This window comes from Bradyrhizobium sp. CIR18 (genome assembly GCF_014198295.1).
Taxonomy (GTDB): Bacteria; Pseudomonadota; Alphaproteobacteria; order Rhizobiales; family Xanthobacteraceae; genus Bradyrhizobium.
Genome location: NZ_JACIHF010000012.1, coordinates 228,311 through 245,786 on the forward strand (window position 1 = coordinate 228,311; position 17,476 = coordinate 245,786).

Sequence of the window (17,476 nt, forward strand, 5' to 3'; positions counted from 1 at the left end):
GCGGGGATACCTCTGCCGCTCCGAAGCGGACCGCTTGCCGCATCCACCGCTGTCATCACCCGCGAAAGCGGGTGATCCAGTACGCCCGCGGCTCCAGTTGTGTGGTGTGAGTCTCATGCCCGCTGCGGAGTACTGGATTCCCCGCTTTCGCGGGGAATGACCGCCACCTTGTGTGTATACATCAAAACACATAAAGGTACTCTAGTACGGCAAAATTGCCTCTTGAACCTTTCTTTGCCTCCGCTATTGTATACATAACGTATTCACAAGCCGTGGGAGTGAGACAATGACAAGGCCCTTCCCGATGAACGCCTGGTACGCCGCGGCCTGGGACGCGGACGTGAAAGCTGCGCTGCTGCCGCGGACGATCTGCGGCAAGCATGTCGTGATGTACCGGAAGGCCGACGGCTCGGTCGCGGCGCTTGAGGATGCCTGCTGGCACCGCTTGGTGCCGCTGTCCAAGGGCCGGCTCGAAGGCGACACCGTCGTCTGCGGCTACCACGGCCTCAAATACAATGCACAGGGACGCTGCACCTTCATGCCCTCGCAGGAGACCATCAATCCGTCGGCCTGCGTCCGCGCCTATCCCGTGGTCGAGCGCCACCGCTACATCTGGCTCTGGATGGGCGATCCCGCGCTGGCCGATCCCGCGCTCGTCCCCGACATGCACTGGAATCACGATCCGGCCTGGGCCGGCGACGGCAAGACCATCCACGTCAAATGCGACTATCGCCTCGTGCTCGACAATCTCATGGATCTCACCCACGAGACCTTCGTGCACGGCTCCTCCATCGGCAACGAGGCGGTGGCGGAGGCGCCGTTCGACGTCACCCATGGTGAGAAGACGGTCACGGTGACGCGCTGGATGCGGAACATCGAGCCGCCGCCGTTCTGGGCGAAACAACTCGGCAAGTCCGGCCCCGTCGATCGCTGGCAGATCATCCGTTTCGAGGCTCCCTGCACCATCGCGATCGACGTCGGCGTGGCGCCCACAGGCACCGGCGCGCCGGAAGGCGACCGCTCGCAGGGCGTCAACGGCTTCGTGCTCAACACCATCACGCCGGAGACCGAGAAGACCTGCCACTATTTCTGGGCCTTCGTGCGCAACTATCAGATCGGTGAGCAGCGCATCACCTCCGAGATCCGCGAGGGCGTTTCCGGCATCTTCCACGAGGACGAGCTGATCCTCGAGGCGCAGCAGCGCGCCATGGACGAGAACCCCGATCGCATCTTCTATAACCTCAACATCGACGCCGGCGCGATGTGGACGCGCAAGCTGATCGACAGGATGGTGGCCAAGGAAAACGGGCCGCAGCACCTTCAGGCGGCGGAGTAGATCATGGCCGAACGTGAGGTCGACCGCTCCGTCTCGCAGACTGTGAAGGCGCAGCTTGCGCTGCGCGACCAGATCCTGTCCGGCTCCCTACGTCCGGGCGAGCGCATCTCCGAGCTCCAGGCGGTGGAGACCACCGGAGCCTCGCGCACCCCCGTGCGCATGGCGCTGGTGCGACTGGAGGAGGAAGGCCTGCTGGAGGCGATCCCGTCCGGCGGCTTCATGGTGAAGGCGTTTTCGGAGCGCGACATCTCCGATTCCATCGAGCTGCGCGGCACGCTGGAAGGGCTCGCTGCGCGCTTCGCCGCCGAGCGCGGCGTCTCCGCGCGCGAGCTGGAGCCGCTCAAGGAGTGCCTTGCCGCGATCGACGAACTGCTGCGGCAGGTGCCGATCTCGATCGAAGCGTTTTCCTCCTATGTCACGCTGAACGCGCGCTTTCACGCCCTGCTCACGGAATTGTCGCGCAGCCCACCCTTGATCCGCCAGATCGACCGCGCCTCGGCGCTGCCGTTCGCATCCCCGAGCGGCTTCGTGATGGCGCAATCGGCGCTGCCCGAGGCGCAGCAGATCCTGATCATCGGGCAGGAGCACCACCGTGTCGTGATCGACGCCATCGAGAACCGCGAAGGCGCGCGTGCCGAAGCCGTCATGCGCGAGCATGCGCGGCTGGCGGTGCGCAATCTGCGCCTCGCGCTGCGCAACCGCACCCATCTCGACCTCTTGCCGGCGCTCGCACTGATCAAGACCACAACCGATTGAGGGCAGTCATCATGCGCTTCATCGAAACCTGGATTCCGGCAACGCTCGTTTCGACGCGCGATCTTGCCCCCGGCATCCGCGAATTCCTGATCCGGCCGGATCAGTTCGACGCCGCCGCCTATCCGGTCGGCAGCCACATCAATGTCAGCGTGACCATCGACGGCCTGCCGGAGACGCGGTCCTATTCGCTGGTCGGCGAAGCCATCTCGACCGGCTTCAAGATCGCGGTGCGCCGTGCCGATGATTCCCGCGGCGGCTCGCGCTACATGTGGCAGCTCGCGCCGGGCGCGCGGCTCGACATCACGCAGCCCGCTTCGCTGCTTGCGGTGGACTGGTCCCGTGAAAATTATTGCCTGATCGCCGGCGGCATCGGCATCACGCCGATCCTCGGCGCCGCGCAGGCGCTGGCGCGGCGCGGGGCTGACGTCACGCTGCATTATGCGGTGCGCTCGCGCGGCGAGGCTGCCTATCTCGACGATCTCGCCGGAATTCTCGGCGATCGCCTGGTCGTTCATGCCAGCGATGAAGGCAAACGGCTCGACCTCGATGCGGTGTTCGCGTCATTGCCGCAAGGCACGCTGTCGCTGTTCTGCGGCCCGATGCGCATGCTCGATGCCGCACGCCACGCCTGGATCGGCGCGGGCCATCCGCTGCCCGATCTCCGCTACGAGACCTTCGGCTCCAGCGGCACGCTGCCGACCGAGACGTTTCGCGTGCGCCTGAAGGGCTCCGATGTCGAGCTCGAAATCCCGCGCGAGCGCTCGATGCTGGACGTGCTCAACGCCAGCGGTCACGACGTGATGTACGACTGCAAGCGCGGCGAATGCGGCCTGTGCGCCATCGACGTGGTCGAGGTCGACGGCGAGATCGACCATCGCGACGTCTTCTTCAGCGACCATCAGAAGCAAAGCAACCAGAAGATCTGCGCCTGCGTCTCCCGCGCGCGGGGCACCATCACGGTGGACACGCTGCTGCGGGCGGATGCGATCTGAGGCAGCCTCTCGTGACCCGGCAGGGTCTGAAGGATTGTAGCCCGGATGGAGCGGAGCGAAATCCGGGGCGGTCTTGCTCCGGCGCGCACTCGTCCCGGATTGCGCTTCGCTCCATCCGGGCTACGAAGCGTCAGCCGCAAGTGACCTACGCCGCAAACGTCGCCCGAAGCTTCTTCCTGTCCAGCAGCGCCAGCACGCCATCCACCGACACCGGCCGGCTGATCAGATAGCCCTGGACCTCGTCGCAACTGATCTGCCTGAGATAGTCGAGCTGGTCGGCGGTCTCGACGCCTTCTGCGACGACGGCGATGCGCAGGTCGCGCGCGAGCGAGATCACCGACTTGACGATGGCGGCACAGTCCGGCTGCACCAGCATGTCGCGGATGAAGGACTGGTCGATCTTGATGCGGCTGAACGGCAGCTTGCGCAAATAGGTGAGGGACGAGAAGCCCGTCCCGAAATCGTCCAGCGCGACCGTGACGCCGAGCTGCAGCAGCGCGTTCAGAACCGGCTCGGCCGAGCCGTATTTCGACAGCAGCATCGATTCCGTGATCTCGATCTCGAGCCGGTGCGGCGCGATCTTCGCGTCCGCCAGCGCCTGCACGATGATCTGGAGGATGCCGGCGTTATGAAACTGCGCGGCCGAGAAGTTGACGGCGACCCTGATCTCGTCCGGCCACTCGGCAACCGTCGCGCAGGCGCGGCGGACGACCCATTCGCCGATCTCGTGGATTAGTCCGGTCTCTTCCGCAATCGGGATGAATTCGCTCGGCGGCACCAGTCCGCGCTCAGGATGTTGCCAGCGCAGCAGCGCCTCGAAACCGGTGATCCGGCTTTGGTCGAGATCGAGGAACGGCTGGAACACGAGGAACAGCTCGTCTCGCGCGATCGCGCCCTCGAGGTCGGATTGCAGCGCCTTGCGATCGCGTGACACCCTGTCGTCGCTGGCCTCAAAGAAGCGGATCGTGCCAGGTCCCGCCTTCTTGGCGCGGTAGAGCGCGGCATCGGCATTCTTCATGACGTCAAGCGGTGTGGTGCCGTCGCGCGGCGCCAGCACGATGCCGACGCTGGTCGCGCCCCCGATCTGGCGGCCCTCGATGCGGAACGGCTCAGTGAAGGCCGCGACGAAGCGTTCGGCGATTTCGAGGGCATCCTCGGGACGCGCCAGATTGGCCATCACCAGCGCGAACTCGTCGCCGCCGATGCGCGCGACATGCTCGGCGGCGCGCGTGCAGCGTCGCAGGCGGCTTGCGACCTGGACCAGGAATTCGTCGCCGGCGGGATGGCCGAACTTGTCGTTGACCTCCTTGAAGCGATCGAGATCGAGCAGCAGCACCGCAAACTCCTCGCCGGACAATGCCAGTCGCTTGAGCGCGGCCTCGAGCGTCTCGTTGAAGGCGACGCGGTTGGGCAGGTGGGTCAGAGGGTCCAGCCGCACCGTGCGCTCCGCCTCGATCTGCCGCATCACGCGCCGCGCGAACGAGAAGGAATTGACGAACACGCCGCGGATCAGCACGCTGCCATAGACCACGACGAGGAAGGCGATCAGCAGAAAGGCCAGATCGCCGTTCCTGCCGAGGCAGATCGCGATCCCGACGAAGATCGGGGCGGTGAAGGCGATCGCTGCGATCGGGATGGTGGCGAAGGCGAGCGCACCGCCGGCCAGCATGCCCGAGCACAGGCAGGTGATGACGAGCTGGCCGCCGGTCGAAGCACTGTCGAAGAAGGCGACCGGGACGATGCCCCAGGCGGTGCCGAGGACGAAGGCGTTTCGCACCAGCCGGTGCATGGCGCGGCGCGAGACGAATTGCGGCTTGGTGATGCGGCGCGCCGCGCGGGATTGCAGGCCGAATGCGATCGCGGCGCTGGCGACGGCGGCGGCCCAGATCAGGGCGGATATCCTGTCCGGCGACTGCCACAATGCGATGGCGAGCACGATGGCGTTGCAGGCATTGGCGAGCATGATGCCGACCGAATAGCCGAGCACCAGCGACATCTGCTCGGCGCGGATATGGCCGGCCACGGCTTCGTCGGTTGCAGGACCGCCAAAGGCCGACAAATCGCCCGCGAACAGCCGCGCGACATAGCTGGTCGTTTGAGTCCGCATTTCAGAGCCTAGCAGGACGGGCCGTTGGTCGGCTCCTTCAGGGAAATTCGCCGCAAACCTTTGACGAACTATGAATTATCCCTGACTGCGGCGCTCGCCGCGACCACTTCCGCGTGTTCGTGACGTGATATCGATAACAAATCGATACAAATGCAGACTTCGGATTACGGCTGTAACGAGAGCAGGGCGCTCCCCACTAGCTCGCCGTCATGCCCCGGCTTGACCGGGCTTGACCGGGGCATCCAGTACGCCGCGGCCTATCGAGGAATCACAACCCTCTCTGGAATACTCGATCGCCCGGTCAAGCCGGGCGATGACACCTGTGTGGAGAGACGTCGTCACCGCCCCAGCTGCTTCGGATCGTAGTAGAACCGCTCCTCGACCAGCTTGTCGCCGCGCCAGGTCTGCCACGCGATCTCGTGCAGCGTTCGTGAGACACCCTCTGCGTTGGTGAAGCTGAACGTCCAGCGCGTCGCCACGTGGTCGCCGTCGATCAGGCTCGGTCCGATGCGGACGGCCCTGACCTCTTTCGAGGCCGCCAGCACGGCACGCTCCTTGGCGACGAGCTTGTCACGGCCGATCGTCGGGGCGCCGTTGTTCTCATAGGTCGCGGCGTCGGGCGTGCAGAACTGCTCGATCGCGCCGATGAAATCCCCGGCCTCCAGCCGCTGCGCAAAAGCTTCGACGACATCACGGCTCGGCATGGCAAACCTCGCGATTAAAACCGACTGACAGTCGGTAAAATACCGACCGAGGGTCAAAAAGTCAACTGGCCGCCCCTGCCGAATTCGATTAGACGAGACTCATGGCGAAACAGGCGGAGCGGCGGGCGGCGACATCGGAAGCGATCCTGTCGGCGGCGCGCCGCCTGTTCGGGACGCAAGGCTTTGCCGCTACCACCATGGACGAGATCGCGGAAGCAGCCCACGTCGCCAAGGGCGCGGTCTATCATCACTTCAAGACCAAGGAGGCGGTGTTCGAAGCCGTGTTCGACCAGGTCTCGCGCGACCTCGTCGTCGAGATCGACGGCACGGCTCGCGCCGAGAAGGACGTGCTCGCCGCGATGGTCGCCGGCACGCAGCATTATTTCGCGGCGACCGCCAAGGGCCCGACAGGCCAGATCATCCTGCGCGACGGCCCGGCCGTGCTCGGCTGGGAGCGCTGGCGCGAGATCGACGCGCAGCATTTTGGCGGCAAGCTGCCACGTGCGCTCTCGGTGGCGATGGAGGCTGGCCTGATCGCAAAGCAGCCGGTCGAGCCGCTGGCGCGGCTATTGCTCGGCGCGGTGACGGAGGCCGCGGTCGCCTGCGCCGGACGCGCTGATATCGCAAGGGCAGGCGCGGAATATGCCCGTGCGTTCAAGTCGCTGGTCGAGGCGCTGCGCCTGCGGGAATGATTGTGCTAAGCCACGCAGACGGAAACGCCCCAACCAACAAGAAGACTGACAAGACATGACCATAAACTCCTCCCTCGCGCCGTCCGATCCCGAATTCGACTACATCATCGTCGGCGCCGGCTCGGCCGGCTGCGTGCTCGCCAACAGGCTCTCGGCGAACGGCAAGCACAGCGTGCTGCTGCTCGAGGCCGGCCCGAAGGATTCCAACATCTGGATCCACGTGCCGCTCGGCTACGGCAAGCTGTTCAAGGAGAAGTCTGTCAACTGGATGTACCAGACCGAGCCGGAGCCCGAGCTGAAGGGACGCCAGGTGTTCCAGCCGCGCGGCAAGACGCTGGGCGGATCGAGCTCGATCAACGGCCTGCTCTACGTCCGCGGTCAGCACGAGGATTATGACCGCTGGCGCCAGCTCGGCAACACCGGCTGGGGCTATGACGACGTGCTGCCCTATTTCAAGAAGGCCGAGAACCAGTCGCGGGGGGCCGACCAGTATCATGGCAGCGGCGGTCCGCTGCCGGTTTCCAACATGGTCGTGACCGATCCACTGTCAAAGGCCTTCATCGACGCGGCGGTCGAGACCGGACTGCCCTACAACCCCGATTTCAACGGCGCCACGCAGGAAGGCGTCGGCCTGTTCCAGACCACGACGCGCAACGGCCGGCGCGCCTCGACTTCGGTGGCCTATCTCGGCCCGGCAAGGACCCGCGGCAATCTCAAGGTGGAAACTGGCGCGCTCGGCCAGCGCGTGCTGTTCGAGGGCCGCCGCGCCGTCGGCGTCGAATATCGGCAAGGCGCAGCTGTGCGCCGGGCCCGCGCGCGAAGAGAGATCGTGCTGTCGAGCGGCGCCTACAACTCGCCGCAACTGCTGCAGCTCTCCGGCGTCGGCCCTGGCGATCTCCTGCGCAAGCACGGCATCGATGTCGTGCTGGACGCGTCGGGCGTCGGTCACGACCTCCAGGACCACATGCAGGTCCGCATCGTGATGCGCTGCTCGCAGCAGATCACGCTCAACGACACCGTCAATCATCCGCTCCGCCGCACCATGGCCGGCGCGCGCTATGCGCTGTTTCGCAAGGGATGGCTGACCATTGCGGCCGGCACGGCGGGCGCGTTCTTCAAGACCAGCCCGCGACTGGCTTCGCCCGACATCCAGGTGCACTTCCTGCCGTTCTCGACCGACAAGATGGGCGAGAAGCTGCACGATTTCTCCGGCTTCACCGCCTCTGTGTGCCAGCTCCGTCCTGAAAGCCGCGGGACCTTGCGCATCCGAAGCGCCGATCCGACGGTGCCGCCGGAGATCCGCATCAACTACATGTCGACCGAGACCGACCGCACCACCAACGTCGAAGGACTGAAGATCCTGCGCAAGATCTTGAGCGCGCCGGCGCTGAGGCCATTCGTGGTCAATGAATACGATCCCGGGGCGAAGGTATCCACGGACGCCGAGCTGCTGGAATATTGCCGCGAGCGCGGCAGCACCATCTACCATCCGACCTCGACCTGTCGTATGGGCAATGATGCGCTCGCGGTGGTCGACCAGCGGCTGAAGGTGAGGGGGCTCGAAGGCCTTCGCGTCGTCGACGGCTCGGTCATGCCGGACCTCGTATCGGGGAACACCAACGCGCCGATCATCATGATCGCCGAAAAGGCCTCCGACATGATATTGGAGGATGCGCGGTAAATTCGCGTCTTGAGAGGGTTTGGACTTGGCTACTCGATTTCGGATCGGCACACGCAAGAGCACAATGGCGCTGGCACAGACGGAAGAGATCGCGCGCCGCCTGACCGCCGCCGTGCCCGGTCTCGACGTCGAGATCGTCAAGTTCGACACCACGGGCGATCTCGATCAGACCAGCAAGCTCCTGCCGCATGGCGGCAAGGGCGGCGCCTTTGTGGCGCAGATCCGCGCCGCCGTGCTGTCGGGCGAATTGCAGGCGGCGATGCACTCGCTGAAGGACATGCCGGGCAATGAGGACACGCCCGGCCTCGTCATCGGCGCCACGCTGTCCCGCGATCCGCCGAGCGACGCGCTGGTGCTGCGCGACGGCGTGACGCTGGAGGCGCTGCGCCAGTCCCGCGGCAAGGGTTTCAAAATCGGCACCAATGCGGTCCGTCGCGCCGCTTACGCGCGACGCCTGTTTCCGGATGTAGACGTGATCCACTTCCGCGGCGCCGCCGACACGCGCGTGCGAAAGCTCGACAATGGCGAGAAGCAGCGCCTGCCGGATGGCGGCACGGTGGGACCGGCCGATGCGCTGATCATGGCGCGTTCGGGCCTCGACCGCGTCGGCCTCGCCGGCCGCATCGCGTACGAATTCACCGCGGCCGAGATGCTGCCGGCGGCGGGGCAGGGCATCGTCGCGGTCGAATGCGCCGCGCAGGACTGGCAAACGCGGCAGATCCTGTCGTCGATCGACGATCCCGCCGCGCATGCCAGCGCGGACGCCGAGCGCGAGGTGCTCTGGGTGCTGAACGGCCACTGCAATTCGCCGGTGGCGGGCTTCTCGACCATCGCGGGCGATCAGATGTCGCTCACCGCATCCGTGCTCGACCTCTCCGGCAATACCATCATCGAAGCCTCGCGCGCAGGCCCCGCCAATCGCCCGCGCGAGCTCGGCCGTGCCGTGGGTCTGGATCTGCTGACGAAGGGCGCGGCCGAGATCATCGAGCGCAGCCGGCCGCGCTAGGCGGCCGCGATCACGAGATCATGCGGGCGTGCGCCTGTTTTGCCCGACGTGTCAAACGCGGCTGGTGAGTCGGATCTTGCCGGCCCAGCTTTTTCAATGACTTGTCTACTGTGCATGGGGTTGTTTTCGCGTTTTTTGTTTCCGCCCCGTTGGGGGCGGGCGAACTAGCCCCGCACGCGCTTGATCATCTGCTCGACATGGGCGATCGGCGTTTCCGGCTGGATGCCGTGGCCGAGATTGAAGATCAGCCGCCCTTGGGCAAAATTCGCCAGCGTGTTGTCGACCGCGCGGTCGAGCGCGGCGCCGCCCGTGATCAGCACCAGCGGATCGAGATTGCCCTGCACGGCGACCTTGCTTTGCACGCGTTCGCGAATGAAGCCGGGCTCCGCGGTCCAGTCGATGCTGACCGCATTGACGCCGGTCGCCTCGACATAGCCCGGCAATTGCGCACCGGCGCCGCGGGGGAAGCCGATGATCTTCGCATCCGGCACCTTGGCCCGCACGCCCTCCACGATGCGGCGCGTCGGCTCGACCGACCAGCGCGCGAACTCGGCCGGCGGCAGCACGCCGGCCCAGGTGTCGAAGATCTGCAAGGCATTGGCGCCGGCGGCGAGCTGCAACAGCAGATATTGAATCGAGTTCTCGACCAGCACGTCGATGATTTCAGCGAACGCCTCCGGATGCCGGTAGGCCATCATCCGCGCCGGCGCCTGGTCGGGCGTGCCCTGGCCCGCGACCATGTAGGTCGCGACCGTCCACGGCGCGCCGCAGAAGCCGATCAGCGCGACCTTTTGATCGAGCGTGCCGCGCACGATCCTGAGCGCGTCGAACACCGGCTCGAGCTTGCCGAAGTCGGCGCGCGCGGCAAGCGTTGCGACCTTCGCCGGATCATCCAGCGGATCCAGCCGCGGGCCCTCGCCGACCTCGAACCGCACCGAGCGTCCGAGCGCGTAGGGGATCACGAGAATGTCCGAGAAGATGATCGCCGCATCGAAGCCGAACCTGCGGATCGGTTGCAGGGTCACCTCGGCCGCCAGCTCCGGGTTGAAGCAGAGATCGAGGAAGCCGCCGGCCTTGGCGCGGACCTCGCGATATTCCGGTAGATAGCGGCCGGCCTGCCGCATCATCCACATGGGCGGGATGCTCTGGCGCTGGCCGGAGAGCACGTCGATGAAAGGTTTCGTCGCAGATTGGGGCACGAATGGTCCTGAGCAAGGTTATGGCCTCTGATACACCGCTCCGGCCCTCAGCGGAACAGGGGAACCAGCGCAACAGGGCCGCGTTGATCCAGCCGATGGAGGAGATCATGGCTGAGAGATTCAATCCCGCCCCGCACGACAAGCACGCCGACGATCTGCGTGAAGCGCTCGCCGCCGACCGCAACGCCAAGCTCGATGCCGGGCTGAAAGATACCTTCCCGGCATCTGATCCCGTCAGCGCCGCCCAGCCGACGCCCTCGAAGGCCGATGCGGAAGCTGACGCTCCCTCGCTCTGGGACAAGGTCAAGGCGATCTTCAGCTAGCGGAAGGCGACGCCGGGATTCCGATCGGCTTGCTAATACCTTGTTAGCGATGTGCTGATCGCGGTGTCCGTAGGACTACTGGAAACCGGGGAGATGGCCGCGTATTCCAGTAGTGATTTCAGAGTTCAATAATAGAAGCAGCAGAGTTTCCGACGATCGGAGAATTCTGCCGCATGAGCCTTGCGACCCAAAGAGCCGGATGGAGCCGCCTGCCGCTGCGCGCGGCGGCGTTCGTCGTGCTGACCTGCGCGACCATCCTCGGCGTCAGTGGCTGGCGCGAATGGGCTGCGCGCGACGCGGTGCTCAGGGGTGCCGAGACCGAGATGGCGAACGTCGCCCGTTCGCTGACCCAGCACGCCGAGGACAGCCTCGATCTGCTGGATTCCGGCGTCGTCGGCGTCGTCAGCCGGCTCGAGATGGACGGCACTGCACCGGCCACGATCGCCAAACTGCGCACCCTGCTGGAAGTACGCAAAAAGGCCATCGAGCGCGTTCACAGCCTCGCCATCATCGACGACCAGGGCAACTGGCTGACCGCGCCCGGCACGATCGGCTCAACGCTCAGCGACGATGCGTTTTTCCGCTATCATCAGCTCTCCCCGAAACGAGAGCCCTATGTCGGCCGTCCCGTAAAGAGCCTCCTGGACGGCGAATGGGTCGTCACCCTGTCGCGCCGCTTCAACAAGCCCGACGGCAGCTTCGGCGGGGTGGTGCTCGCGACCATCAGCTCAAAATATCTTTCGCATTTCTACGAGCAGTTCGAGATCGGCCGCAACAGCTCGGTGTCGCTCACGCATGGCGATGGCCTGATCATCGCGCGCAACCCCAGCAACGAGACATTTGTCGGACGCAGCGTTTCCGACAAGCCGTTATTCCGCGACGCGAGCCTGCAACGGCCGAGTGGGGCCTACTATTTCAAGTCTCCCCTGGACGGCGCCGAGCGCGTCAGCTTCTTCAAGCGCAGCGGCCGTTTCCCGCTCCTTCTGCTTGCCACAGTCGACAAGGACGAGCTGCTCGCGCCCTGGCGCGCCGCGGCAATCTCCCGCATGCTCTACGTCACCGCGCTGGTGATGCTGATTGCGGTCATCGGCGCCGTGCTGGTGCGACAGTTGCAGCGGGGCCAGCGCATGGCCGCGGCCCTGGTCGAGAAAGAGGCGCATTTCCGCCTGCTCGCCGAAGGCTCCAGCGACATGGTGACCCGCATCGGGCTCGACGAGCGGCTGCGTTATGTCTCGCCCTCGTCTGCGCGCGTCGTCGGCTGGCGCGCCAATCAATTGATCGGCACGCCGGCGCTGGCGGGCATCAATCCGGAGGATCTGCCGGAGGTCCAGGCGATCGTCGACGCCATGAAGCGTGGCGAGCGGGAGGAGGCGCGTCTCACCTACCGCAACTCGCACCGGCAGAACGGTGAAGTCTGGCTGGAATCGACCATGCGGGTGACGCGCAAGGACAATGGCCGCGTCGACGGCGTGGTCGCGATCTCCCGCGACATCACCGAGCACAAGAAGCTGGAAACCAGGCTCGAGACGCTCGCGATCGAGGACAGCCTCACCGGCCTTGCCAATCGCCGCCGCTTCGACGAGCGGCTGAAAGAGGAATGGGCGCGCGCCTATCGCGACCGCTCGAGCCTTGCTTTGCTGATGATCGATGTGGATCACTTCAAGGCCTATAACGACGAATACGGCCATCCCGCGGGCGATGCCTGCCTGCGTCTGGTCGCAAAGATCATCGCGGCCGAGACCCAACGCGCCGGCGATCTGGCGGCGCGCTATGGCGGCGAGGAATTCGCCATGCTGCTGCCCAACACCGATGCCGCCGGCTGCGCCCTTTTCGGCGAACGGATCCGCAGCGCCATCCACGAGGCCGGCCTCGTCCATGCGACCAATCCGGAGTCCGGATGTGTCACCGCCTCGGTCGGCGGTGCGACCTGTCGGCCGGCGCTGGAGCGCACGGCGGGCGTGGCCTCGCTGGTTGAGGCCGCCGACCGGGCGCTCTACGCCGCCAAGGATGCAGGCCGCGATCGCCTGGTGATGTCCGGCGAGCTCATGAACCTGCTGCCCAAGGCCTCCGGCCAGTAAGATGGCTCAATAATGCGGCGGAGGCTCGTTGGTGGGCCCAGGCGCATTGGCCTCGGCCTCCTGCAGCCGCTCGCCGAGCTCTGCGATCTTCCGGGTCAGCAGATCGATCTGCTTCCACTGCGCGGTGATGGTCTGGTTCAACGTCTCGATCGTGTCGTCCTGGTAGGCGAGGCGCGTTTCAAGCGTGTCGATGCGCTCGCTCAGCGTCTTGATCTCATTCGTCACGCGTCGCATCCTTGTTTCGTTCGCGCAAACCGGATTCTTGCAAGCGAGATTCTTGCAGACCATGGCCGAGCGCGACGCGCTCGTCGAACACGAAGCACTCCCCACGCCAGCGGCTCTGCGCCTCCGGCACCTCTTCCAGATATTTGAGAATGCCGCCCTTGAGGTGATAGACCTCGGTAAAGCCGCGCGCGAGCAGGTGCGCGCTCGCCTTCTCGCAGCGGATGCCGCCGGTGCAGAACATCGCGATCCTGCGGTGCTTTGCCGGATCAAGCTCGACGGCGGCAAAATCCTTGAACTGGCCAAAGCTCCTGATGCCGGGATCGACGGCGCCTTCGAACGTTCCCATCGCCACCTCGAAGGCGTTGCGGGTGTCGAGCAGCAGCATGTCGGGCGCGGAGATCAGCGCGTTCCATTCGCTCGCATCGACATAGGTGCCGACCTGGCGGGTCGGATCGGCAGCCGTATCGCCAAGCGTGACGATCTCCTTCTTCAGCCGCACCTTGAGCCGCCCGAACGGCATCGCTTCGGCGGCCGAGAATTTCAATTCGAGATTGTTCAGCCTGCCGCCGAACATGTCGCCGTTCGCCAGCTCATGGGTAAGGGCGTCGATCGCCGCCGGCGCACCGGCGAGCGTGCCGTTGATGCCCTCCTGCGCCAGCAGCACGCTGCCCTTCAGCTCAATACCGGCGCAGAACGCGCGCAGCGGCTCGCGCAGCTCGCGGTAATCCGGGAGGGCGGCGAATTGGTAGAAGGCGGCGACCTTGATCGAATCCGGATCAGACATGGCGGTTCGTTTAGCAGGCGCGTGCGGCCCGGAAAACCCGCATGGCCGCCGGCTTCGAAAGGTCTATTCGCCCAGCGGATGGCAGCCATTTCCCTGGTATGCCAGCATTGCCGAAGGCTGCCGGAATGTGTCATGTAACCCCGGTTTTTCCGAGATGGCGCGCCATCCGCGCCACGGGCCCAAGAGAGCAAGAATTCGATGAGAAACTTTCATTTCCCAGGCAGGTCCACGGTCCACGCTACCAACGCGATGGTGGCGACCTCGCATCCGCAGGCCTCGCTCGCCGCGATCGAGGTGTTGCGCGAAGGGGGCACCGCGGTGGATGCGGCCGTTGCGGGCTCGGCCCTGCTTGGCGTGATCGAGCCGCAATCGACCGGCATCGGCGGCGACTGCTTTGCGCTGATCCAGCCGCGCGGCGAGGGCAAGATCATCGCCTATAACGGCTCCGGCCGTGCCCCGAAGGCGGCCAACGCCGACTGGTACCTGGAGCGCAAGATCAACTCGGTGCCGCTGACCTCGGCGCATGCGGTCTCGATTCCCGGCGTGGTCGATGCGTTCGCGACCGTCCTGCGCGACCATGGCAAGTTCGGCTTCGACCGGCTGCTCCAGCCCGCGATCAAGGCGGCCGAGGAAGGCTACGTCGTCGCCCCCCGCATCGCCTTCGACTGGAAGAACCAGTTCGAAAAGCTGAAGGGCGGTACCAACACCGTGCGTTACCTGTTGCCGGGCGGCAAGCCGCCGGTGGCCGGCGACGTCATCCGCCAGGCCGAGCTCGGCAAGACGCTGCGCGCGATCGCCAAGGACGGCCGCGACGCCTTCTACAAGGGCTCGATTGCCGAAGACATGGTCGAGACCCTCAGGGGCATCGGCGGCCTGCACACGCTCGACGATTTCGCCGCGCACACCACCGAGACGACGACGCCGATCGGCACCATGTACAAGGGCTACGACGTCTGGCAGTGCCCGCCGAACGGACCCGGCCTCACCATGCTGCTGATGCTGAATATCCTGTCGCGGTTCGACCTGACGAAATACGCGCCGCTCAGCATCGAGCGTTTCCATCTCGAAGCGGAAGCCGCGCGCATCGCCTACATGCACCGCGAGCTGCACGTCGCCGATCCCGACCACATGCAGGTCGAGGTCGCCAGGATCCTCGCCAAGGAATTCTGCGACGAGCACATCGCCAAGATCCGCATGGACGGCATGCTCGACCTGCCGAACGTCGCACCGCCGATGAATCCGTCGACGATCTACATCACCGTCGTGGACAAGGATCGCAACGTCTGCTCGTTCATCAATTCGATTGCGCATTCTTTCGGCTCGGCGATCGTCTCGAACAAGACCGGCGTCCTGTTCCAGAACCGCGCCGGCGGCTTCCGCATCCAGCCGGGCCATCCCAACTGCATCGCCGGCGGCAAGCGGCCGCTGCACACGATCATGCCGAGCCTGCTCACCAGGGGCGGCCGCTCCGTGATGCCGTTCGCGGTGATGGGCGGGCAGTACCAGCCGGTCGGCCAGACCCGCGTCGTGACCAACATCCTCGACTATGGCTGCGACGTGCAGGAGGCGATCGACATGCCGCGCGGCCTGCACTACGAGGGCCAGTATCAGCTCGAGGACAGCGTGCCGGCTGCGATCGTCGAGGGCCTGAAGAAGCTCGGCCACAAGACCACCAGCGTGGTCGGCCCGCTCGGCGGCGCGCAGGCGATCTGGATCGACTGGGACAAGGGCACGCTCACCGGCGGCTCCGATCCGCGCAAGGACGGCTGCGCGCTCGGCTATTGAGCGCTGCCGCGCGGGGTTCCGCGCGCAAGATCAGGAAAAGTTGACGAAGGGCGGCGCGGCATTTGCTGCGTCGCCCTTTCTCGTTCGGAACAGAGTTCATCGCTTCCGGTTAAGGGGCGATGAGCGGTGCAGGGCGTGCGCTGCTTTGCAGATAAGCGGCGGAGGCCTCGATGTCCGACACATCAAGTTCCAAACGATCAGCATTCGATCGGCGCGCCTTCATGGCCGGCGCGGCTGGCAGTGCGCTCGTCCCGATCACAGCGCGCGCGGCCACAGAGGAAGCCAAAGCCCCAGCTGCACAGGACCCCTCACTTCCTGTCGAGGTCACGCTGCACGTCAACGGCAAGGACAAGCGCCTGCGCATCGACGCGCGCACCACGGTGCTCGATGCGCTGCGCGATCACCTCAAGCTCACCGGCAGCAAGAAAGGCTGCGACCACGGCCAGTGCGGCGCCTGCACGGTGCTGATCGACGATCGGCGGGTGGTGTCATGCCTGACGCTGGCGCTCGCGGCGGAAGGGCAGGAGATCACGACGATCGAGGGGCTGGCGACCGACGATCGCCTGCACCCGATGCAGCAGGCCTTCGTCGACAACGATGCGTTCCAGTGCGGCTATTGCACGCCCGGCCAGATCATGTCCGCCGTAGCCTGCGTCAAGGAGGGACATGCCGGGAACGAGGCCGATATCCGGGAATACATGAGCGGCAACATCTGCCGTTGCGCGGCCTATCCCAACATCGTCGCGGCGGTGAAGCAGGCCGCGCCCGAGATCATGAAAGGCTAGGCGCATGCGACCCTTCTCGTATCAGCGGGCAACAGACCCTGACATGGCCGTGCAGGCGCTGAGCGCCGCCGCAGCAGCCAACCATCCGTTGTCGCAGGCGATAGCCCAGCCGCTTGCGGGCGGCACCACGCTGATCGATCTGATGAAGCTGGACGTGATGCGGCCCGCCGCGATCGTCGATATCAATCCGCTCGCGCAGGCTTGGTCGGCAATCGAGCCTCGGGACGACGGATTACGTCTCGGTGCGCTCGCAAAGATGTCCGACGTGGCGGGCCATGCCGAGATCCAGCGCAATTATCCGGTGATCGCCAATTCCCTGAAGCTCGCCGCCAGCGCCCAGCTCCGCAACATGGCAACGCTCGGCGGCAACGTGATGCAGCGGACGCGTTGCAGTTATTTTCGCGACGTCTCCTACGAGAATTGCAACAAGCGCAATCCCGGCTCCGGCTGCGCCGCCATGGACGGCGTCAACCGCATGCATGCCGTGCTCGGCACGTCCGATCAGTGCATTGCGAGCTATCCCGGCGATTTCGCGCAGGCGTTGATCGCCCTCGATGCCGTGGTCGAGATCACGGGCAGGGCCGGCACGCGCAGCATACCGTTCGCGGAGCTGCACAAGGCGCCGGGGAACTCCCCGGATATCGAGACCACGCTTCAGCCCGGCGAGCTGATTTCGGCCTTCTCGATCCAGGGACGCTGGCCGCGCTCGGTGTATCTCAAGGCGCGCGACCGGCAATCCTATGAGTTCGCACTGTCCTCGGCTGCGATCGCGCTCGACGTGCAGGACGGCACGATCCGGGATGTGCGCGTCGGGCTCGGCGGCGTCGCCACCATGCCCTGGCGGGCGCGCGAGGCGGAGGCGCTGCTGAAGGGACAAAAGTTCGACGAAGCTCTGGCGCAACGCGTCGCTGATGCCGCTTTTGCAGACGCCCGCGGCCGCCGGCACAACAGCTTCAAGATCGCGCTCGGCAAGCGCGTGGTGGTGCGCGCGCTCCAGCAGGCCGTAACGATGGAGATCTGATC

16 protein-coding genes are annotated in these 17,476 nt (G+C 65.6%); 11 read left to right on the forward strand and 5 right to left on the reverse strand.

Going from position 1 to position 17,476, the window contains the following annotated elements:
* Positions 1 to 286: 286 nt before the first annotated feature.
* From GGD65_RS30190 to GGD65_RS30200, 3 genes are read left to right on the forward strand one after another with little or no spacing between them, the layout of a single operon-like run.
* Positions 287 to 1,336: an aromatic ring-hydroxylating dioxygenase subunit alpha gene (locus GGD65_RS30190; protein WP_183237596.1), complete on the forward strand. Its 1,050-nt coding sequence runs from the start codon at positions 287 to 289 to the stop codon at positions 1,334 to 1,336.
* 3 nt (positions 1,337 to 1,339) lie between these two features.
* Entirely contained in the window at positions 1,340 to 2,092 is a 753-nt protein-coding gene (locus tag GGD65_RS30195) for a GntR family transcriptional regulator (RefSeq protein WP_092261598.1), read from the forward strand.
* An 11-nt stretch (positions 2,093 to 2,103) separates the two neighbouring features.
* A complete protein-coding gene (locus GGD65_RS30200; RefSeq protein WP_018323222.1) occupies positions 2,104 to 3,084 on the forward strand; it encodes a PDR/VanB family oxidoreductase in 981 nt (326 codons plus the stop codon).
* Between the two features lie 145 nt (positions 3,085 to 3,229).
* On the opposite strand, the gene GGD65_RS30205 is transcribed toward GGD65_RS30200, so the two are convergent.
* Both GGD65_RS30205 and GGD65_RS30210 read right to left on the reverse strand, forming a co-directional pair.
* Positions 3,230 to 5,191: a bifunctional diguanylate cyclase/phosphodiesterase gene (locus GGD65_RS30205; protein ID WP_183237597.1), complete on the reverse strand. Its 1,962-nt coding sequence runs from the start codon at positions 5,189 to 5,191 to the stop codon at positions 3,230 to 3,232.
* A gap of 338 nt (positions 5,192 to 5,529) precedes the next feature.
* On the reverse strand, positions 5,530 to 5,895 hold the full coding sequence (locus GGD65_RS30210; RefSeq protein ID WP_183237598.1) for a nuclear transport factor 2 family protein: 366 nt from the start codon (positions 5,893 to 5,895) through the stop codon (positions 5,530 to 5,532).
* A 101-nt stretch (positions 5,896 to 5,996) separates the two neighbouring features.
* On the opposite strand from GGD65_RS30210, the gene GGD65_RS30215 reads away from it, so the two are divergent.
* From GGD65_RS30215 to hemC, 3 genes are read left to right on the forward strand one after another with little or no spacing between them, the layout of a single operon-like run.
* The gene (locus GGD65_RS30215) at positions 5,997 to 6,587 is read left to right on the forward strand and encodes a TetR/AcrR family transcriptional regulator (RefSeq protein WP_183237599.1); all 591 of its coding nucleotides are present in this window, start codon (positions 5,997 to 5,999) and stop codon (positions 6,585 to 6,587) included.
* Positions 6,588 to 6,642: 55 nt separating this feature from the next.
* Positions 6,643 to 8,268: a GMC family oxidoreductase gene (locus GGD65_RS30220; RefSeq protein WP_183237600.1), complete on the forward strand. Its 1,626-nt coding sequence runs from the start codon at positions 6,643 to 6,645 to the stop codon at positions 8,266 to 8,268.
* 25 nt (positions 8,269 to 8,293) lie between these two features.
* Positions 8,294 to 9,274, forward strand: coding sequence for a hydroxymethylbilane synthase (gene hemC, locus GGD65_RS30225; RefSeq protein ID WP_183237601.1), 981 nt, complete (start codon positions 8,294 to 8,296; stop codon positions 9,272 to 9,274).
* A 164-nt stretch (positions 9,275 to 9,438) separates the two neighbouring features.
* Here the strand turns inward: hemC and hemE are convergent, their stop codons facing one another.
* Positions 9,439 to 10,473, reverse strand: coding sequence for a uroporphyrinogen decarboxylase (gene hemE / locus GGD65_RS30230; RefSeq protein WP_183237602.1), 1,035 nt, complete (start codon positions 10,471 to 10,473; stop codon positions 9,439 to 9,441).
* A gap of 107 nt (positions 10,474 to 10,580) precedes the next feature.
* On the opposite strand from hemE, the gene GGD65_RS30235 reads away from it, so the two are divergent.
* Both GGD65_RS30235 and GGD65_RS30240 read left to right on the forward strand, forming a co-directional pair.
* A complete protein-coding gene (locus GGD65_RS30235) occupies positions 10,581 to 10,796 on the forward strand; it encodes a hypothetical protein (protein ID WP_183237603.1) in 216 nt (71 codons plus the stop codon).
* Between the two features lie 173 nt (positions 10,797 to 10,969).
* Complete coding sequence (locus GGD65_RS30240; protein ID WP_183237604.1) at positions 10,970 to 12,874, forward strand: diguanylate cyclase; 1,905 nt, start codon at positions 10,970 to 10,972, stop codon at positions 12,872 to 12,874.
* A gap of 6 nt (positions 12,875 to 12,880) precedes the next feature.
* Here the strand turns inward: GGD65_RS30240 and GGD65_RS30245 are convergent, their stop codons facing one another.
* Together GGD65_RS30245 and GGD65_RS30250 are read right to left on the reverse strand one after the other, a co-directional pair.
* Positions 12,881 to 13,099 carry a SlyX family protein gene (locus tag GGD65_RS30245; RefSeq protein WP_092261590.1) on the reverse strand — a complete coding sequence of 73 codons (219 nt, stop codon included), beginning with the start codon at positions 13,097 to 13,099 and terminating at the stop codon, positions 12,881 to 12,883.
* Positions 13,089 to 13,883 carry a rhodanese-related sulfurtransferase gene (locus tag GGD65_RS30250; RefSeq protein ID WP_183237605.1) on the reverse strand — a complete coding sequence of 265 codons (795 nt, stop codon included), beginning with the start codon at positions 13,881 to 13,883 and terminating at the stop codon, positions 13,089 to 13,091. The genes GGD65_RS30245 and GGD65_RS30250 overlap by 11 nt, the downstream gene beginning before the upstream one ends.
* Before the next feature lie 198 nt (positions 13,884 to 14,081).
* On the opposite strand from GGD65_RS30250, the gene ggt reads away from it, so the two are divergent.
* The 3 genes from ggt (at position 14,082) to GGD65_RS30265 (ending at position 17,474) form a co-directional block, all read left to right on the forward strand.
* Positions 14,082 to 15,668 (forward strand): gamma-glutamyltransferase, encoded by a 1,587-nt coding sequence (ggt, locus tag GGD65_RS30255; protein ID WP_183237606.1) that lies wholly within the window; start codon positions 14,082 to 14,084, stop codon positions 15,666 to 15,668.
* A gap of 170 nt (positions 15,669 to 15,838) precedes the next feature.
* Positions 15,839 to 16,453: a (2Fe-2S)-binding protein gene (locus tag GGD65_RS30260; protein WP_210286649.1), complete on the forward strand. Its 615-nt coding sequence runs from the start codon at positions 15,839 to 15,841 to the stop codon at positions 16,451 to 16,453.
* Positions 16,454 to 16,457: 4 nt separating this feature from the next.
* A complete protein-coding gene (locus tag GGD65_RS30265) occupies positions 16,458 to 17,474 on the forward strand; it encodes a xanthine dehydrogenase family protein subunit M (protein ID WP_183237607.1) in 1,017 nt (338 codons plus the stop codon).
* Positions 17,475 to 17,476 lie beyond the last annotated feature (2 nt).